Raw genomic sequence first — 17,936 nt, forward strand, 5'->3', positions numbered from 1 at the left:
GACGATCCGTGCGGACGGAACCGACGAGCGGCCCGGGCGGATGCCGCTTACACGACGCGAAGCGTCAGCCGGCGCCGTTCGAGCAGGTCTGCGTCGCCGCGGTTTGACCGTGCACGTTGTCGCTCAGCTGCACGGGCGTCGAGGTGGGCGACGGCGTCGCCGTGGCCGTGCTCTTCTTGCCGGAGCCCTTCTTGTCGCTCGGCGAAGGCGAGCTGGCCGCGGGCGGCTGCTGCGCCGGCTGATCGGATGCCGTGACGGATCCGCCGGTACCGCCCGTGATCTGCACGTACTGGTCGTTGATGATCGCGTTGTCGAGCGTCTGCGCGGCGTCGTCGTCGGGGATGACGCGGTTCGTGTCATCCGGATCTTCGACGGTGGGGTACTGCACGAACGCGATGTTGTTCCAGTTGAGGCCCTTGAGCGCCATCGCGATCTGGTACAGCGTCGTGACGTTGTTCAGGCTGTCGGACAGTGTCACGTTGCTGGTGGTGGCCTTGGCCAGTCCCCACACCTTGACCGGATTGCTCAGGGTGCCGTTGCTCATGATCGTGCGAACGAGCGACGAGAGGAAGACCTGCTGATTGCTGATGCGCGCGAGGTCGGAGCCATCCTCGAGCCCGTGCCGCGTGCGGAGGAACTCCGCGGCATCCTGACCCTGGAGCGTCACGTTGCCGGGCGGCAGGTTCAGGCTGGTGTCCGGATCGTCGATGCCGTCGCCGCCGATGCACACCGGAACACCGCCGACGGCGTTCGACATCGCGACGACGCCCTCGAACGTGATGAGCGCCGCGAACGGGATCTTCACGCCCGTCAGCTGCGTCACGGTGTCGGCGACACAGCTCATGCCGCCCTCCGAGAGCGTGGTGTTGAACTGCGCCTGATCCTGCGCGTCGTTGTCACCGCACTGCGGGATCGGCACCATCAGGTCGCGCGGAAAGCTCACGACGATCGCGTGCGTGTGGTCCTTCGAGAGGTGCAGCAGCATCGTCACGTCGTTGTTGCCCGCGCCCTCGCTGTCATCGAGCGTGCCCCAGGAGTCGCCCTGGCCGCTTCGGGTGTCCGTCGCGGCGACGAGGATGTTCACGCCGCCCTTGAGCTCGGCGATGTTGGGGATGGCCTGCTTCGCCTCACCGCTCAGGTGGAACGACTTCTTCGTGTCGCTGACAAGGTTCACCGCTGCGACGCCCGCGATGCCCAGCGTGCTCACGACGGCGACCGCGACGACGGATGCGACCACCTTGCCGAACGTCGCCCACGGATGCCTGCGGAGCCGGCCGTGCCTGGCGATGCCGCTCGGGGCGCGCTCGGCCCGGGCGGCAGCACGCGTGTGCCGAGTGCCGTGGCCAGGAGCCTGCCGTTCCGCCATGTGCACCGCCTTTCGTACCAGCCGGTCGTCGTGTCGTCAGTGGTCCGCGCCCCGGGCGTTCGCCTCGCGGGCACTGTCGCGCTTTGTCGCTTCCATCGGAGGACCGCGGCGCGAATCGCGCACACCCGTACAGCGGAAACGTCCACGGCCTGTGATCGAGGCTAGACGACCAAGGTCTGGGAAACCCGGTATTTGCTGAAGGAACGGTGAGAGAGGCCGTCAGCGAGCGCGCATCCGATCATGAGCCGACTGTGTCGAGCACCCAGTCGAGGGCGACCGGCAAGGCGTTCAGAACCGCGATGTGGCCGTCGTTCGGTCGAAGCCAGAACTGCGCGGCAGGAAGGTGCTCGACGAGCCACTCGCCGTGCGCGCGCGGCACCACGCGATCGCGGCCGCCCTGCACGATGAGCGTCGGGCACGCGACCGCGGCGAGCTCGAAGCCCCAGTCGTCGACGTAGGCCACGTCGTCGTCGATCTCGCCCCAGGGAACCCCGCCGCCCGCTCTCGCTTCCTCCGCGGCCCGGTTGGCGTCCGCGCCGAGCGGACCCCACGTGCCCTGCAGCGCCGCCCAGTCCGTGTCGACGAAGCTCGACTCGTCGAACTCCTCCGTCTCGGCGTAGCGGCGACGGCCGTCGCGCCCCTCCTGCAGTGCCGACGCCAACGCGCCGGGGGCGGCCATGCCCGCCAGCCAGTCGAAGTCCCGGGTGTACGGCGCGATGCCCGCCATGGTGACGACGACGGCAACGTGCTCAGGGTCGAGCGCGGCACAGGCGAGTGCGTGCGGACCGCCACCCGACGCGCCGACGGGCGCGTAGCTCTCCAGACCGAGCGCGGCGGCGACGGCCACCACGTCCGCTGCGCCATCCGCGACGGTGCGACCGGGTAACGGCGTGGTCCCTGGATAGCCGGCTCGCGCGCACGAGACGACGCGGATGCCGCGCTCGGCCGCCGCCGCGACGACCGGCGCGAGCAGCTGGCCGGTCTGCGGCGTTCCCTGGTGCCAGACCACGGTGAGATCGCCTGCGCCCGTCTGCCCGGTGTCCCAGAAGCGAACGGTGCGCCCGTCGCCCACATCGAGGTCTCGTTCGATCGCCATCGTTCCTCCGCTCTCGATCCACGGTATCCAACGGCCCACGGGGCAGCTCCCGCCGGTAGCGTTGACTGTCGGAGAGGAGACGCCGTGGGCTGGTTCGCACGCTGGCGCAAGCGGCGCATCCTCAAGCCCTACGACGACGCGGCGGTCGTCGTGCGTCCGCCCGCGACGGTCGAGCAGTCGGTCTCGGAGGGCATGATGATCTCCGAATACGCGGTGCGCCTTCGACTCAAGAACGCGATAGCGGTCGACGCCGTCGTCTCGCCGCGGGCGTATGACGCGAGGGCCTACCTGGCGGAGGCGTCAGAGGCGTTCGAAGAACTGGCATCCGAGTCGCAGGATGCGTCCGACCGCCTCACGGAAGAGCTCGCCCGCACGATCGGTCGCGTCGGCCGGGCGCAGCACGTGCACGACTACCGGCGTGGCGACGAGGCGAACGTGCGGCACCGCCTCATGGTCGCCACCGAGGCGGCGTCGGCACTTCGGCAGAAGGCCGGCGAGGAGGACTACCTTCTCGACCTCATCGAGCAGGCACGCCAGGATGCCTGGCACGAGGTGAGCGCATCCCTCGTCGACCACGCGCTGCAGTACACGCCCGACGCGCCGACGCCGCTGGATCCCGTGGATCGCGACATCGAGCTCGCCTCGCTGCGCGCGGAGCTGGAGGCGCTGACGAGCGACGGCTGACCGCCCGGCAGCAGCACCGTCCGGGCTGTGCCGAGCGTTGCGAGGCGCGGCCGGGCAGGCAGACTCTCCCCCGCCCGACCGTCCGGTCGCAGTAGCTGCTAGCGCGCGACCACCTTGTCGAACACCTCGTTGAGCGCCTCGGTCGAGCTCGGGTGCGTGTAGATGGAGTCGCGGAGCTGCGTCGCCGTGATGCCGTGACGCATGGCGAGCGTGACCGTGTTGATGATCTCCTGCGCGTCGATCGAGAGGATCGCCGCTCCCAGGATCAGGTCGGTGTCCGCGTCGACGATGAACTTCATCACGCCCCTCGTCTCCTCGACCGTGTACGCGCGCGGCATCGCGACGATGTCGGCGACGCGCTCGCGCGAGACCGTGATGTGCCTGCCCTGCGACCTGGCCTCGCGCTCGGTGAGTCCCGCCGTCGCCAGCGGTGGCGTGATGAAGAGAGTGTGCGGCACCGCGACTCGGTCCGTCGTGGTGCGGATGCCGTCGCCGAGCAGCTGGTCGAGCACGATCCTCGCGTCATCCAGCGACACGTAGGTGAACTGCGGCCCACCGTTCACGTCGCCGAGCGCGTAGATGTGCGGCTGGCTCGTGCGCAGATGCTCGTCCACTTCGACGGCGCCGCGAGCGGTCGTTCGCACACCCGCCGCATCGAGCCGAAGAGCGCCGGTCACGGGCCTGCGGCCGGTCGCGGCGAGGATGGCGTCGGCCTGCACCGTCTTCGTCTCGCCGTCGTGCTCGTACGTGATGAAGGAGGCGTCGCCCTCGTCGCGAACATCGACCACACCGGCATTCGTGATGATGCGGATGCCGTCGCCGGCGAGGATCTCGGTAGCCACCTCGGCGATGTCCTCGTCCTCCCGCGGAAGCAGTCGGTCCGCGGCCTCGATCACGGTGACCTCGGTGCCGAAGTGGCGATAGATCGAGGCGAACTCGAGCCCCAGGTATCCGCCGCCGATGATGACCAGGCGCTCCGGAAGCCGGTCGTGCTGGATGAGGTCTGTGCTGCTCACCAGGTGGCGGCTGTTGGCAAGCCCCGGGATGTCCGGGAGGATCGCCTCCGACCCCGTGTTGATCAGGATCGTCGTCGCCGACACCGTGATGCGGTCGGCACCCTCGCCGATCGCGACCGTGTGCGGATCGACGAACGACGCCGCTCCGGTGATCACCGTTGCGGTGTCCTTGCCATCGAGCGATGCGTAGTTGCCTGCGCGGAACGCGCTCGTTAGCGCCCTGACGCCCGCGATCGAGTTGGCAAAGAACTCCTGCGCGCTGTCTTCGAGGCGCTTCTCGTTGGAGTAGTGCACCAGCATCTTCGTCGGGACGCAGCCCACGTTCGGGCACGTGCCGCCGTACATCTGGTCCGATTGCTCGACCATGATCACGCGCCGGCCGGCGTCGGTCATGGCGTGGGCGACCGTCTTTCCGCCCTTCCCGAATCCGATCACCAGGACGTCGGCGGTGAGCGCCGTTCCTTCCTCGGTCGCGTTCTCCATGGCTGGTTCTCCTGTTCGTTCGGGTGTTCGTTCGCGGGCGGATGAGCTCGGTGCGTGTGCTCGGACGGACTGCGTCGACCGCGTGCGGCACTGGTTTCCGGTCTCGCTCCTAATGGATAACTGCACTGTATAACAATTAGATATTCGACGCAAGCAGTGTCAGGTCTCTTCCTGACTTCCTGCCCGTATTGGGAGGCGTCACCGGGTCCCGGAAGCGGGACGTAATGGCTACAGTGGTTCCATGAGCGTTACGCCTACCTTGCAGTCCATCCAGCGGCTCGGGTTCACCATCGGCGGAGAGCCCTCGGTGGCGATCGACCTGGTCGACACGGTGTCGTTGGCCGAGTCCCCCGTAGTCGACCAGCTGGATGGCAGGGATGCGGCGTGGTGGGAGCTGCAGTCACCTCGGCTTCCCGATGGCCCCACGCCCGAAGCGGGTCCGACCCGCCGGCTTCGCTCGGTGCTGAGGGAGGCGTTCGAGGCGGTCATCGACGGGCGCACGCCGGAGGGGTGGGTCATCGACGACCTGAACACGTTCGCGGACTCCGTCCCCAGCAGCCCACGCCTGGTGGCCGCGGAAGACGGCCTGGAGGTGACGACGCGCTGGCACCGCGAGCACGGCGGCGACGCGCGGCTGGCGGAGGTGGCGGGCGACGGCATCCGGCTGCTGGCCGACCCGCGGCGGCGGGCGCAGCTGCGCCGATGCGCCAACCCGGCGTGCTCCATGCTCTTCCTCGCGGAGAACAGCAGGCGCGTGTGGTGCACGGCCAACATCTGCGGCAACCGGATCCGGGTCGCCCGGCATCACCGCGAGCACAGCACGGGCACCGCGCAGAGCTGAGCCGACCGACGCTCGCGTCGTCCGTGTCCGCCGGAAATGCATGCAGCGTGGGCCGGCGTGGACGCATCAGAGTGTGTGAACAGGGGGTGCCGGCCAGTGCGAGAGCGCTGATCACCCGGCGAGCGCCGATCAGTGAGGCTGCCGCTCCTGCACGGTGAAGCCGAGGCCCGTCAGTACCTTCACGGCGCCGCTTCGGCCGCCCTCGAAATCGGACGACGCCAGCCGGTCTCCCGTGGCGAGCTCGTAGGCGGCGCCCAGGATGGCCTTCGGCGGGTAGGTCTTGCCGTCGGCGAGCAGGTCGTAGGTGGTGGTCGGCGCGAAGCCGAAACGGGCGAAGAAGTCGTGATCTCCCAGCCGGTCGTACTCGCCGATCGCCGACGTCACGTGCTTCGCCTCCACCGGAGACCAGTCGATGCTTCGAACCATGCGCAGCTCCCTCGCCATGTGCTTGTCCGTGTCCATCATGCTCTTCGGACCAGCAACGGGCGATTCCCGCTCGCGGGTCCACCCGCCCCGCGGGCGCAACCGCGGCGCGGTCAGCCGAGGGGCGGGAGCGCCGACCAGCTCAGTGTGCCGTCGGTCTGCCAGGTGACGGTGACCATCGTGGGCTCCTTGTACCGCTCGTCGATGGTGTCCTCGGTGAGGCTGAGGCCCCTGCGAGCGATGTCGTCCATGGTGCCGCAGGTCTCCGCCGTGCGGCCCGCTCTCGTCACGGCCACCAGGCAGTATGCGCCGTCGAAGCGGCGCGCGGCGTAGATCGACGTGGCGTCATCGGCGATCGTGCCCGCCACACTGCGGAACGACGTCGCATCGAAGCCTTGCGTCACGCTGGTCGGCAGGTCGGCCTGAGGTGTCGTGGCGAAATAGTTGGAGACGGCGGCGACCGCCGCGCCCTCATCCCCCTGCCCGGAGCCGACGGACGGGCCGGACGGTCCGGATACCAGCGAACCTGCGTCATCGCCGCTCGCCTGCTGCGTGGGTGCGGCTCCGGCCGCAAGAGGGCCGCCGGCGTCAGAGGTCCCCTGCGTTGTCGGCGCAAGAGCCTGTTGCACGGCCAGGGTGCCGACGATTCCGAGCACGAGACCGCAGGCGGCAGCGAGGTAGGGCAGTGATCTCCGGTACCGTCGAGCGCGTGCGGATGCCGGCATCCGCTCGGCCTCGTCGGGCGCCTGCGTCTCGGCATCGCCGGCGAACGTCGACGGATCGTCTTCCGAGGCATCCTGCGCGCCGGCCTGCTCGTCGTCGACGGCGGCGACAGCGCCATGGCGACGGTCGAACTCCGCCAGCAGCCACTGGCTGCGCGTCATGCGCACGACGTCGCCGGTGGTCGGATCGGTGAACTCCTCGACGGGCTCGCCAGCGCCCTCACGGGAGAACACACGCTCGAGCAGGCGCCGCCGCTCATCCATGATGCGCACCTCCGCCTCGTGCACCGATCAGGGAAAGGCTACGTCGCCGTCCCGACCGTGGCTGCGCGCATCCAGCGACCGCCTGGCGCTGCTCAGCGGGCTCGCAACCCGTTCATGAGCAGATCGAGCATGCCCGCGACCCGCTCGGTGTCGTTCGCGTCACCGGCGGCGACGAAGGCCGCGACGAGCAGGGTCGTGAGATCGTCCGGGTCGACATCGGCGCGGATCGTGCCGTCAGCGGCGCCCGCGGCCAGAAGTCCGCCGACCGTGGCGACGATGCGCTCCCGGGTGTCGCTCTTGCGGATGGCGCCGGAAGCCAAAGCGGACAGCAGGGCATCGGCCATCCCCTGTTTCGTGGCGACGAAGCGGGCGTAGCGATCCATCCAGAGCCGGAGCGCTTCGATCGCCGTCCGTCCGTCGAGCAGCGGCTGGGCCGCCGCGACGACCTCGTCGAGCTCCGTGGCGTGCAGCGCCTCTACGAGGGCCTCGCGTGTGGGGAAGTTGCGGTACAGGGTGCCGATCCCCACTCCCGCCGCCTTGGCGATCGCTTCGAGGGACACCGGGGTGCTCCCGTCGCTCGCTTCGAAAGCTTCCCTGGCGGCGTCGAGGAGCAGGGCGCGATTGCGCACGGCGTCGGCCCGCGGCTTCGGTCTGGAATCCGGCTGCGCGTCCGACGCAGGGCCCGTTCCCGTGTCGGCCGACACCTGCGGGTCGCTCTCTCGATCGGGACCGCTCGAGGCCACGGCGCGCTTCTGATCGGCTCTCGACATCCGGAGGCTCCTCCGTTACGCTGATTCTGTAATCGGAGGTTCCTCCGGTTCTTTCTATTCTAGTCAGCCCAGCGCCAGGAGCGCGCCAGCGGCAGCGGTCGACCACGACCTGCCGCCGCGATCCGCTCTGTCATCACACCTCCCAGGGAGAAGACCATGTCCGAAATCACCCCAGACCGCGCCTCCCTCGGCGGCACCTACCCGCTCGCCGGCAGGCAGGTCGCCAGGATCGGGTACGGAGCCATGCAGCTCGAGCGACTCGCCTCGAACGCGGATGCCGCCACCTCCCTGCTGCGCCGCGCGCTCGAGGCCGGCGTGAACCACGTCGACACCGCTGACTTCTACGGCGCAGGATTCGTCAACGAGGTGATCGGCCGAGCCGTGGGCGACCGGGACGACATCGTGGTCGCCACGAAGATCGGCGCGCTCACCAACCCCGGAGGACCACTCCCATTGCGACCGGCGCAGCGTCCCAGGGAGCTGCGCGCCAGCATCCAGGACAACCTACGTACGCTGTCGCGCGACCGGCTCGACCTCGTCTACCTTCGCCGCCTCGACGCCGGGCCGGGCCTGCGAGCCGAGAACGAGCAGCTCGTTCCGCTCGACGACCAGCTCGCCGTGCTGCTCGAACTGCGCGACGCCGGCGACATCACCGCCATCGGCCTCAGCGGGGTCACGATCGACATTCTGCGGAGCGCACTGCCGGCCGGCATCGCGGCCGTGCAGAACGCATACAGCGTGGTCGACCGGGAGTTCGAGGAGATGCTCGGGCTGACGGTCGACGAGCGGATCGCCTGGATTCCATACTTTCCGCTCGGCAGTGCGTTCGCCGGCTACCCCAGCGTCACCGAGCAGCAGGCCGTCATCGACGCGGCGCTGCGACTCGGAGTCACGCCGTCGCAGGTGGGACTGGCCTGGCTGCTGCAGCGCAGGCCCAACATCCTGCTGATCCCCGGCACGAGCGATCCCGCGCACCTCGACGAGAACAACCGGGCAGGCGACGTCGTGCTCGACGCGGATGCCGTTGCCGAGCTGGACACCCTGGAACCCACCGGGGTCGGAGAGCTCCAGTGGTCGCAGGAGAGCAGCGAACGCGTCCATCGCTGAGCGATGACGGCTCCACCAGCGGACCCCATTGTGCACAAACCTCTGCGGGATGCAACGACTCCCGGCCTCGTCGCCGGCTCGTTTGAATCGCACGATGGACTTCGGCATCACAGGCAAGAAGGCACTCGTCACCGGCGCGGACTCGGGCATCGGCTGGCACACCGCGCAGACGCTCCTGGGTGAGGGTGCGACGGTCGTCGTCACCGACCTCGACCAGGGAAGGCTCGACGACGCCGCTCGGCGCCTCGACGCGACACCGGGCGCGGTGCACGCCTTCGCGGCCGACCTCACCGACCCCGACGACGTCGCGCGACTGCACGAACGCGCCAGGGATGCCGTCGGCGCCATCGACATCCTCGTGCACGCGGCGGGAATCACCGGCGCGCAGGGCGCCTTCCACGAGATCGACGACGCCGGCTGGTCGAGCACCATCGAGACCGATCTGCTCGCACCCGTGCGCGTGACCCGCGAGTTCCTGCCCGAGCTGCGCCGCGGATGGGGACGACTTGTGTTCGTGGCGTCGGAGGATGCCGTGCAGCCGTATGCGAACGAGTTGCCGTACTGCGCGGCGAAGGCGGGCATCCTCGCGCTGTCCAAGGGCCTGTCGCGGGCGTACGCACAGGACGGGCTCCTCGTGAACGCGGTGTCGCCCGCCTTCATCCACACGCCGATGACCGACGCGATGATGCGGAAGCGCGCGGACCGTCTCGGCACCAGCGTGAACGACGCGATCGGCTCGTTCCTCGACGAGGAGCGTCCATTCCTGGAGCTGAAGAGGCGCGGCGACCCGACGGAAGTGGCCGCCGTCATCGCGTTCCTGTGCTCGGATGCCGCCTCGTTCGTCGTCGGGTCGAACTACCGCGTCGACGGCGGCTCCGTCGCGACCATCTGAGCCCGCGCCTGCGCGACGGGCGCAGATCCCGCGCCCCGGCTCATCCGTGCTTTCCATCATCGAAGGAGTTGCATCATGCAGATCGGATACAAGCTGTCGACCGAGGGATTCGGGCCCCAGGAGATCGTGCGGCAGGCGGTGCGCGCCGAAGAGGCGGGCTTCGACTTCGTGGAGATGAGCGACCATTACCATCCGTGGGTCGAGGAGCAGGGGCACTCGCCGTTCACCTGGACGCTGCTCGGCGCCATCGCCGCGCGCACTGAGCGCATCGGCATGGCCACGGGCGTGACCTGCCCCACGTTCAGGTATCACCCGGCGATCATCGCGCAGGCCGCCGCCACGGTCGCTGTGCTCTCCGACGGCAGGTTCACGCTCGGTGTGGGCGCGGGCGAGCGACTCAACGAGCACGTCGTCGGCCCGTTCCCCGGCGTGCACGAGCGGCACGACCGGCTGCGTGAAGCCATCGAGATCATCTCGATGCTGTGGCTTCCCGGGTTCCATAGCTACGACGGCATCTACTACACGATCGACGACGCCCAGGTGTACGACCTGCCGGAGACCCCGCCGGTCATCGCGGTCGCCGCGGGCGGCCACCTGTCGGCCGCTCTCGCCGGCGAGCTGGGCGGCGGGCTGTTCGCCGTGGAGCCGAAGGCATCCATCGTCGAAGGGTTCCGGTCGGCGGGCGGCACCGGCCCGATGTACGCGGAGGCGCCGCTGGCCTGGGCACCGAGCGAGCAGGAAGGGGCCGAGGCGGCGTTCGAGACGAGCCGGTGGGCGCTGTCCGGGTGGAAGGTGATGAGCGAGCTGCCCAACCCGGTGAACTTCGAAGCGGCATCCGCCACCGTTCGCGTCGAGGATGTGCGTGCGAAGTTCGCGTGTGGGCCCGACGTCGAGCGACACCTGGAGGTGGTGCAGCCGTTCATCGACGCGGGGTTCGACCACATCGTGCTGCAGAACGCCGGGCCGGACCCCGACGGGTTCATGGACTTCTTCGCCGAGGAACTCGGTCCGAGGATGCGCGGCTGAGAGACCCGGGCTGGGCGCTCGCACAGCGATGGTCTCGCTCGGACTCTTCTCGCTGCCCCTGTCAACCTCTGTTTCGGTCCCGTTCACGTACGACAGGCTGTTCTGCACTGAACAGTTGCGCACTGAACGGTTCCGCATGCGGCACGTCGTACATGCGGCAGGTTGTCCACTGAGCAGACGGCTCGCCGACCGGCGGGCCTCGCCGAGCAGACATTTCGAATGCAGGGGGGAGCGGCATGAGCGTGGCATTGGAGTCGGTGCTCACCGACATGGAATACCCGGCGACCCGGGACGACCTGGTGAGGGTCGCGGTCATCAGCGGCTGCGACCCGCAGTCGGTTGGCGATCTTCGCGCACTGCCTGCCGTGTCCTTCCACGGCGTCTACGAGGTGCGGCGCGCGCTGGCCGCCGCCGCGAGGCGCGCGTCGACGGTGCCGGGTGGTCCCGGCCGGGCGCCGATCCTGCTGCCCTCGGCTAGTTGAGCGTGCGCCGCTTCGAGCGCGCACGTCCAACGAGCCGGCGGTGAAGGCCGGCACGGATGCCGGTGCGCACGTCAGCGACCTAGTGCCGGCGGTCGAGGCGGCCCTCCGGCATCCGGTGGATGCGCTCGAGCACGTGGGCCGCGAATCGATCGACTACGACGCGTTTCTGGCGCACCGGGAGGTGGCGCGCATCAGTGGGACGGCCGTCGCGGGCGACGCCCGCCAGGAGTGGTCGCTGATCGAGAAGACGACGGCCGGCCCGGCGCTCGCCGTTCCCTACCTGACGAAGAACGCCGTGCGCGAACTCCGGGCCTACACCTCCGGACTGCTCGACGACCTGGGCACGCACGTGCTGGCGCCTCGCGTGTACGACGCGTCGGTGGGAGAAGACGGGACGATCGTGCCCCGCTTGGAGGAGGTGCGCCACGACGGGCGCCGTCCGCTCGACGCGGAGACGTTACTCGAGGCGGCCCGTGACCTGGGCGGGCTCGCGGGACGGTGGCACGGCCGCGTACCGCCGGACCCGTGGCTCTTCGACGGCTGGATCGACCGGCACAGCCAGCCCGAGGCGATGCGGGACGGGCTCTCGGTTCTGCGCCGCAGGCATCCGTCGGCGGTCGGGCGCCTCGGCGACAGGCTGAGAGCCGGCGAGCGACTCATCGCCGAGCAGCGGCGAGTGCGCGAACTCCTGCAGAACCTGCCGCAGACGCTGTGCCACCACGACGTGGTCGGGGCGAACGTATTCCGTTCCCGGGGCGGCACGGTGCTGATCGACTGGGAATCGGTGGGGCCCGGGGCGGTGGGTGCCGATCTCGCCTCGCTGTTGTTCTCCTCCGTACGCAGAGGCGACGCCATGGCATCCGTCGTCGTGCCGCTCCTGGACGACGCCATCGAGGCCTACACCGCGGCGGGTCGGGAACAGGATGCGTCGCTGTCGGCGAAGGCCGTACGGCTCGGGTTCGATGCCGCTGTCGCGCTGCGCTGGAAACTCATCGCCGACGTGGCACGCGGCCTCGAGCGCGATGAACCGGCTCGCCGCGGGAGTCTGCCGGACGAACCGCCCGAGACCGCGACGGCCGAGCTCATCGAGCTCTGCGACGTGCTGCTGTCGTGCGCGTCACGGGCACGGCATGCGCGAACGGACTAGCGCTCGCGCCGCAGACCGCGCAGGCTGGAGAACGACGCGAGACGACGAGGGGGATGCCATGAGCGGCACGCAGGGATCCATGGAATACCCGGACGAGGCCGGTTACCCGGACGGGTCGGGCTTTCTCGACGAGGGGACGGCCGACGACTCCGACGCCGCCGTTGCCGACGAGGTGGAGTCATACGCCGAGGGCGATGAAGAGGACGACGAGCCCGCCGACTGACCCGGCAGCGCCGCGGGCGAGCATCACCGCACGTGTCCGATGATGACGAACAGCCACACGATGGTCCACACCGGGATCGCCGCGAAGACGCACGCGAGCACCACGAGCCTCGGCGGCTGAGGAGCGAGGAACCGCACGACCACCATCGCGGCGTAGAGCAGCGCGACGACGAGCGCGCCGACTACAGCCACCCCGTGGATGTCGTGGCGCACGTCGGCTCGACGAGCACCGGACGCGAGATCGCGCGGACCGTCGCGGCGACCGGAGCGCACTTCATCCGCGAGAACGGCGGCAACGACGCGCTCGTGATCGACGACGACGTGGATGCCGACTGGGCAGCCGAGCAGGCGGCCATCGGCGCCTTCACCAACTCGGGCCAGCTCTGCACGTCGGTGGAGCGTATCTATGTGCCACAGCGCCTCGCCGACGAGTTCGTCGCCCGCCTCGTTGAGCACGCCGAAGCGCTCAACGCACCGGGCCCGGATGCCCCGCTCTCGCTCGCCCCACTGGTGGATGAACGGCTGCGCGAAGCGGTGCACGCGCACGTCGACGACGCCGTTCTGCGCGGCGCCACGGTGCTGTGCGGCGGCAGCGTCCCGTCGGCCGCAGGCTCGTACTACCCGGCGACCGTGCTGATCGGATGCTCGAACGAGATGCGTGTCATGCGCGAGGAGACGTTCGGCCCGGTTGCGCCGGTGCAGGTGTGCGCGACGTTCGAGGACGCCCTCGCTGCGGCATCCGACGACCACTACGGGCTGGCGGCCACGGTGCTCACGCGCTCGCTGGACCACGCGCTCACGGCCGTCGACCGCCTGGATGTCGGAACGGTCAAGGTGAACAACGTCTTCGGCGGCGCTCCCGGCGGTGCCGCTCAGCCTCGCCACCACAGCGGTGACGGGTTCGGATACGGCCCCGCGCTGCTCGACGAGATGAGCCATGTGAAGGTCGTGCACCTGGAAGGCGTCGCGCTGTGAACGAGCACACGCTCGACGTGGTGCGCGCGATCGGCGAGCGCCGCCCCAGGATCGCCGTCGTCGGTGACCTCATGCTCGACGTCTGGTCGTATGGCGCGGCGGGCAGGCTCGCGCGCGAAGCTCCCGCCCCCGTCGTCGAGGTGCGGGAGCGGAGGAACGCACCGGGCGGCGCTGCCAACACTGCCATGAACCTCGCCGCGATCGGGGCCGAGGTGCACTGTTTCGGTGTCGTCGGCGTCGACGACGCGGCGGACACCTTGCTGCAGTGTCTGCGCCAGGCGGGCATCGACACGAGCGGCATCGTCGCGCACGACGACGCGCACACCCCCGTGAAGCACCGCATCGTGTGCGACGACCAGGTGCTGCTGCGCCTCGACGAAGCGCCGAGGCGAGTGCCGCAGGATGCCGTCGACACGCTCATCCGCACCGCGGCCGTCGCCCACGCCGACGCGTTCGTGATCGGCGACTACGGCTCCACTGCGATGGCAGCAGTGGCGGAAGGCCTGCGGCCGGCACGCACGGGACAGGGCCGGCCGCTCGTCGTGGTCGATGCGCACGACATCCGGCGCTGGCGGGGCATCCGCGCCGACATCGCGACGCCGAACGCGGCGGAGGCGGCGACCGCCCTCGGAACGAGGCTGCCGGAGGGCGGCGATCGGGCATCCTTCTTCACCGAGCGTGCGGACGAGCTGCTCGAGGTCTGCGGGGGGGCGGCCGTGGTCGTCACGCTCGACCGGGACGGCGCCGTGCTGCTCGGCGAGCACCCGCACCGCACACACGCACACCGCGTCTCGGAGAAGAACGCGAGCGGCGCGGGAGACACGTTCGTGGCCGTGCTCTCTGCCGCGTGCGCCTGCGGGGCACCGATCGCCGATGCGATGGATGCCGCACAGACGGCGGCCGATGTCGTGGTGCACAAGCCCGACACGGCGGTGTGCTCCTTGGAGGAGCTGGCCGCCAGGGCGGACGGCTCGCTCGGCGTCACGCTGGCCGCCTCCGATCTCGCTCGACGCGTCGATCAGCATCGTGCCCGCGGCGAGCGCGTCGTCTTCACGAACGGCTGCTTCGACGTGCTGCATCGCGGCCACACCACCTACCTGCGGCAGGCGAAGGAACTCGGCGACGTGCTCGTCGTCGCCGTGAACGACGACGAGACGGTGCGCAGGCTGAAGGGGCCGGGGCGCCCGGTGAACCCGGCGCACGACCGTGCCGACGTGATCGCCGCACTGGAGTGCGTGGACTACGTCACGATCTTCGCTGAGCCGACGCCCGTCGAGCTGATCTCGGCGCTGCATCCGGATGTCTATGTGAAGGGCGGCGACTACACCGCGCAGATGCTCGAGGAGGCCTCGGTCGTCGAGTCGTACGGCGGAGAGGTGGTGTTCGCCGATTACGTGCCCGATCACTCCACCTCGGGCATCGTGGAGCGCATCCGCTCGGGAGTCGTCTCATGAGTTCGGAAGGCATGGTGGGCGCCCGTGGGCCGATCGACGGACGCCTGCCGATCGCGGGGCCCGGCACGATGAGCCGTCGGTCCGCCGCCGCGTGGGCGAGCGACGAGCCGTCTGCGGCCCCCGTCGTCGACGTGCTGATCCCCACGCGCGACAGGCCTTCGGCACTCGCCGTCACCCTGGCCGGCCTCGCGGCGCAGGATGATCCCGCCTTCTCCGTGATCGTCAGCGACCAGTCCCGGCGGCCGGTTGCGCAGGATCCGTCCGTCGCCGCCATGCTGCGTGTGCTGCGGGCGCAGGGACGAAGCACGCAGGTGCTCGCGCACGTGCCGCCGCGGGGCATGGCCGAGCAGCGCGACTTTCTGCTGCGGCAGGCATCCAGCGATCGCGTGCTGTTCCTCGACGACGATGTCTGGCTCGAACCCGGCAGCCTGGAGCGCTTGTGCACGGCGCTCGACGACCTCGGCTGCGGCTTCGTCGGCATGGCCGTGCAGGGGCTGTCGTATCTCGACGATCGCAGGCCGCGCGAGCAGGCGGCGTACGAGCCGTGGTACGGCCCGGTGCGACCCGAGCACGTCGACCGCGACTCCCCCGAGTTCTGGCGGCACCGCCTGCACAACGCGGCGAACCTCGCGCACGTCGCGTCCGAGCTGGGCACGGATGCCGGCAACTGGCGCCCGTACAAGGTCGCGTGGATCGGCGGATGCGTGCTGTACCGCAGGCAGGCGCTGCTCGACGTGGGCGGCTTCGGCTTCTGGCGCGACCTGCCGGCGGCCCACGTGGGCGAGGACGTTCTCGCGGAGTGGCGCGTGATGGAAAGGTTCGGCGGGGCGGGCATCCTGCCGAGCGGCGCCGTGCACCTCGAGCTGCCCACGACGCTGCCCGACCGGGATGTGGAGGCCAGCGTGGCCGTCGCGCAGCAGCGCGCTCCGAAGACCACCAGCGTCACCACAGGCTGAACGACCGCAACAGACCGAACGAGACCCACAAGCTGAACGACTACAACGGGCTGAACGAGAGGAAGGAAAGGGAAATGAACGACCGACCGAACCCCATCCAGGTGCAGAAGTTCCTCGGCGGGATCGACTACCCGGCGTCGAAGGACACGATCGTGTCCAAGGCTGAGCAGGAGGGCGCAGACGACAACGTACTCGACGCGCTCCGCAACATCCCGGACCGCGAATACGACGGCCCGACGGCCGTGAGCGAGGCGGTGGCCGGCTGAAGCCGCCACATCCCGCACGTCCCAGAGCCGGTTGAGCAGGCGGCGCAGCCGCCCACCGCCGGTTGAGCAGGCGGCGCAGCCGCCGTGTCGAAACCCGCCCGTCCACATCGCCACCTCGCCCCACCACGCGGAAGCCGGGCGGACGCTCGCACGGCGTAGCGTGAGACGACCATGAGCGACTACACGGCACAGTTCCTGGACGGCCCACTGGCCGGTCGCGCCGAGGCGCGCCGGCTGGTGGACGGCGGGGTGGAAGACGACGTGCACGTTCCGGTCTCGACGGAGGCGGGAACCTCCGTGGTGACCTATCGCCTCGTCGACTCGCGCCGATCGGCCGAGAGATGGCTCGCACGCTACCGATACGATCGCGCGGCGAGCGAGCCGACGGCGGCAGAGAGCTGCCGTCCCAACTGGGGTGCAGAGGGCATCCGGGCGCGATAGCTGCGTACCGACGAAGGGCCGGTCTCGGCGTGGCCGCTGGAGTCCGCCGACGGCAGAGTGTATCGAGAACCGAGTGATCGAATACGGAGTGCATCCCTGACGCCGGGTGTGCGAGGATTCCCGTGATCGTGATTCGTCGACGGGAGGTGAGACCCATGAACTCAGTATCCGGAATGGGTGCTCCCGTGCAGTCCACGGTCGTGCGGCGGAGGTAGTCGCCGCAGGGAGCGCCAGCTACGCACTTCGCGAAAGGCACTCCCATGAACACGACACCCTCATCGAACGCGCCCGTCGGCCCGACGACCGGGGCGGACATCGCGAACCAGTGCGCCCTGGTCATCGCCGGTGGCGGCGCCGCAGGCAACGCCTGGGCTCTCGGCGTGATCGCCGGGCTCAGCGACGCGGCGGTCGACGTCGCATCCGCCGACCTCGTCGTCGGAACGTCGTCGGGATCGACCGTCGCCGCACAGATCACCAGCGGCACCCGGCCGGTCGGGCTCTACTCGGCCATCCTCGCCGAGCCCGAGCGGACGCGCGCGGACGGTGCCCGACGGGGCCCGGGCGGCGCACGGGGCACTCTCTCCGGTCCGACCTACCTGGAGTGGTCCAATGCCATCATCGCCTCGGCGCACGACCCGGCCGACATGCGCCGGAGACTGGGCGCAGCGGCTCTCGAGAGAGACACCTCGGACGGCGCCGCCGGCGCTCGCTGGCGTGAGGTGGTGGCATCCCGGCTTCCCGGTCTGACCTGGCCGCGCCGGCGCGTGCTCATCACGGCCGTCGACGCGACGACGGGCGAACCCATCGTGTTCGACCGTCACAGCGGAGTCGACCTGGTGGATGCCGTCGCGGCCAGCACGTCGGCCATGACGCCGTATCCGATCGGCGATCGCCGCTTCCTGAACGGCAGCTACCGGCGCAGCGAGAACGCCGATCTCGCCGCCGGATACGGGCACGTGCTCGTGCTCGTGCCGTTCGGCGGGAGAACCCGCATGCCTCAAGGGTGGGGCATGGATCTGGCCACCCAGGTCGAGGAACTGCGCGCGGGCGGCAGCACGGTCGAGACGGTCTTCCCGGATGCCGGCGCAGGCGACGTCTTCGACGCCAACGCTCTCGACCCGGCGACGCGTGCACCCGCGGCGCGGGGCGGCTACGACCAGGGCATGCAGCTCGCGAAGCGGCTGGCGCCGTTCTGGCCCATCGTGAGCTGACCTCCCACCGCGGCGGGCCAGACGCCGGAACCGGGTTCCGCCGCAACACCACGTGCGCAATTCAGGACCAGCGGCCGTTCGACTGCGATATG

21 protein-coding genes are annotated in these 17,936 nt (G+C 69.9%); 14 read left to right on the forward strand and 7 right to left on the reverse strand.

Annotation, left to right across the window (positions count from 1 at the left end; all coding sequences use genetic code 11):
* Window positions 1-64 precede the first annotated feature (64 nt).
* Together VHB92_RS13755 and VHB92_RS13760 are read right to left on the reverse strand one after the other, a co-directional pair.
* Window positions 65-1,366: an LCP family protein gene (locus VHB92_RS13755; protein WP_325454334.1), complete on the reverse strand. Its 1,302-nt coding sequence runs from the start codon at window positions 1,364-1,366 to the stop codon at window positions 65-67.
* 238 nt (window positions 1,367-1,604) lie between these two features.
* Window positions 1,605-2,462, reverse strand: a complete 858-nt coding sequence (locus VHB92_RS13760; protein ID WP_325454335.1) for an alpha/beta hydrolase — start codon at window positions 2,460-2,462, stop codon at window positions 1,605-1,607.
* Window positions 2,463-2,546: 84 nt separating this feature from the next.
* Between VHB92_RS13760 and VHB92_RS13765 the strand changes: the two genes are divergently transcribed.
* Window positions 2,547-3,146 (forward strand): hypothetical protein, encoded by a 600-nt coding sequence (locus tag VHB92_RS13765; RefSeq protein ID WP_325454336.1) that lies wholly within the window; start codon window positions 2,547-2,549, stop codon window positions 3,144-3,146.
* A gap of 98 nt (window positions 3,147-3,244) precedes the next feature.
* On the opposite strand, the gene VHB92_RS13770 is transcribed toward VHB92_RS13765, so the two are convergent.
* The gene (locus VHB92_RS13770; protein WP_325454337.1) at window positions 3,245-4,645 is read right to left on the reverse strand and encodes an FAD-dependent oxidoreductase; all 1,401 of its coding nucleotides are present in this window, start codon (window positions 4,643-4,645) and stop codon (window positions 3,245-3,247) included.
* A gap of 241 nt (window positions 4,646-4,886) precedes the next feature.
* On the opposite strand from VHB92_RS13770, the gene VHB92_RS13775 reads away from it, so the two are divergent.
* Window positions 4,887-5,486, forward strand: coding sequence for a CGNR zinc finger domain-containing protein (locus VHB92_RS13775; RefSeq protein ID WP_325454338.1), 600 nt, complete (start codon window positions 4,887-4,889; stop codon window positions 5,484-5,486).
* 129 nt (window positions 5,487-5,615) lie between these two features.
* Here VHB92_RS13775 and VHB92_RS13780 read toward each other — a convergent pair whose 3' ends face one another.
* The 3 genes from VHB92_RS13780 to VHB92_RS13790 all read right to left on the reverse strand — a co-directional run bounded on the left by VHB92_RS13780 (window position 5,616) and on the right by VHB92_RS13790 (window position 7,665).
* Window positions 5,616-5,912, reverse strand: coding sequence for a hypothetical protein (locus VHB92_RS13780; protein ID WP_325454339.1), 297 nt, complete (start codon window positions 5,910-5,912; stop codon window positions 5,616-5,618).
* Window positions 5,913-6,022: 110 nt separating this feature from the next.
* Entirely contained in the window at window positions 6,023-6,895 is an 873-nt protein-coding gene (locus VHB92_RS13785; protein WP_325454340.1) for a hypothetical protein, read from the reverse strand.
* 92 nt (window positions 6,896-6,987) lie between these two features.
* Entirely contained in the window at window positions 6,988-7,665 is a 678-nt protein-coding gene (locus VHB92_RS13790; RefSeq protein ID WP_325454341.1) for a TetR/AcrR family transcriptional regulator, read from the reverse strand.
* Between the two features lie 156 nt (window positions 7,666-7,821).
* Here VHB92_RS13790 and VHB92_RS13795 point away from each other — a divergent pair, with 156 nt between their 5' ends.
* The 6 genes from VHB92_RS13795 to VHB92_RS13820 all read left to right on the forward strand — a co-directional run bounded on the left by VHB92_RS13795 (window position 7,822) and on the right by VHB92_RS13820 (window position 12,542).
* On the forward strand, window positions 7,822-8,772 hold the full coding sequence (locus VHB92_RS13795; RefSeq protein ID WP_325454342.1) for an aldo/keto reductase: 951 nt from the start codon (window positions 7,822-7,824) through the stop codon (window positions 8,770-8,772).
* A 94-nt stretch (window positions 8,773-8,866) separates the two neighbouring features.
* Window positions 8,867-9,664 carry an SDR family NAD(P)-dependent oxidoreductase gene (locus tag VHB92_RS13800; protein WP_325454343.1) on the forward strand — a complete coding sequence of 266 codons (798 nt, stop codon included), beginning with the start codon at window positions 8,867-8,869 and terminating at the stop codon, window positions 9,662-9,664.
* 75 nt (window positions 9,665-9,739) lie between these two features.
* On the forward strand, window positions 9,740-10,690 hold the full coding sequence (locus VHB92_RS13805; RefSeq protein WP_325454344.1) for a TIGR03557 family F420-dependent LLM class oxidoreductase: 951 nt from the start codon (window positions 9,740-9,742) through the stop codon (window positions 10,688-10,690).
* A gap of 236 nt (window positions 10,691-10,926) precedes the next feature.
* Complete coding sequence (locus tag VHB92_RS13810; protein ID WP_325454345.1) at window positions 10,927-11,172, forward strand: DUF2795 domain-containing protein; 246 nt, start codon at window positions 10,927-10,929, stop codon at window positions 11,170-11,172.
* Window positions 11,173-11,212: 40 nt separating this feature from the next.
* Window positions 11,213-12,319, forward strand: a complete 1,107-nt coding sequence (locus tag VHB92_RS13815) for a phosphotransferase (RefSeq protein WP_325454346.1) — start codon at window positions 11,213-11,215, stop codon at window positions 12,317-12,319.
* 58 nt (window positions 12,320-12,377) lie between these two features.
* On the forward strand, window positions 12,378-12,542 hold the full coding sequence (locus VHB92_RS13820; RefSeq protein ID WP_325454347.1) for a hypothetical protein: 165 nt from the start codon (window positions 12,378-12,380) through the stop codon (window positions 12,540-12,542).
* A 23-nt stretch (window positions 12,543-12,565) separates the two neighbouring features.
* On the opposite strand, the gene VHB92_RS13825 is transcribed toward VHB92_RS13820, so the two are convergent.
* Window positions 12,566-12,733, reverse strand: coding sequence for a hypothetical protein (locus VHB92_RS13825; RefSeq protein WP_325454348.1), 168 nt, complete (start codon window positions 12,731-12,733; stop codon window positions 12,566-12,568).
* A gap of 3 nt (window positions 12,734-12,736) precedes the next feature.
* Between VHB92_RS13825 and VHB92_RS13830 the strand changes: the two genes are divergently transcribed.
* From VHB92_RS13830 to VHB92_RS13855, 6 genes are all read left to right on the forward strand, one after another.
* A complete protein-coding gene (locus VHB92_RS13830; protein WP_325454349.1) occupies window positions 12,737-13,516 on the forward strand; it encodes an aldehyde dehydrogenase family protein in 780 nt (259 codons plus the stop codon).
* The gene (gene rfaE2 / locus VHB92_RS13835; RefSeq protein ID WP_325454350.1) at window positions 13,513-14,970 is read left to right on the forward strand and encodes a D-glycero-beta-D-manno-heptose 1-phosphate adenylyltransferase; all 1,458 of its coding nucleotides are present in this window, start codon (window positions 13,513-13,515) and stop codon (window positions 14,968-14,970) included. Before VHB92_RS13830 ends, rfaE2 begins: the two co-directional genes overlap by 4 nt.
* Entirely contained in the window at window positions 14,967-15,926 is a 960-nt protein-coding gene (locus VHB92_RS13840) for a glycosyltransferase family A protein (protein WP_325454351.1), read from the forward strand. The genes rfaE2 and VHB92_RS13840 overlap by 4 nt, the downstream gene beginning before the upstream one ends.
* 74 nt (window positions 15,927-16,000) lie before the next feature.
* Window positions 16,001-16,192, forward strand: a complete 192-nt coding sequence (locus VHB92_RS13845; protein WP_325454352.1) for a DUF2795 domain-containing protein — start codon at window positions 16,001-16,003, stop codon at window positions 16,190-16,192.
* 171 nt (window positions 16,193-16,363) lie between these two features.
* Complete coding sequence (locus tag VHB92_RS13850) at window positions 16,364-16,633, forward strand: hypothetical protein (RefSeq protein WP_325454353.1); 270 nt, start codon at window positions 16,364-16,366, stop codon at window positions 16,631-16,633.
* Window positions 16,634-16,893: 260 nt separating this feature from the next.
* Window positions 16,894-17,844, forward strand: a complete 951-nt coding sequence (locus tag VHB92_RS13855; protein ID WP_325454354.1) for a patatin-like phospholipase family protein — start codon at window positions 16,894-16,896, stop codon at window positions 17,842-17,844.
* The last annotated feature ends 92 nt before the right edge of the window (window positions 17,845-17,936 follow it).

Source organism: Humibacter sp., from assembly GCF_035547335.1.
In the GTDB taxonomy this organism is placed as follows: Bacteria; Actinomycetota; Actinomycetes; order Actinomycetales; family Microbacteriaceae; genus Humibacter.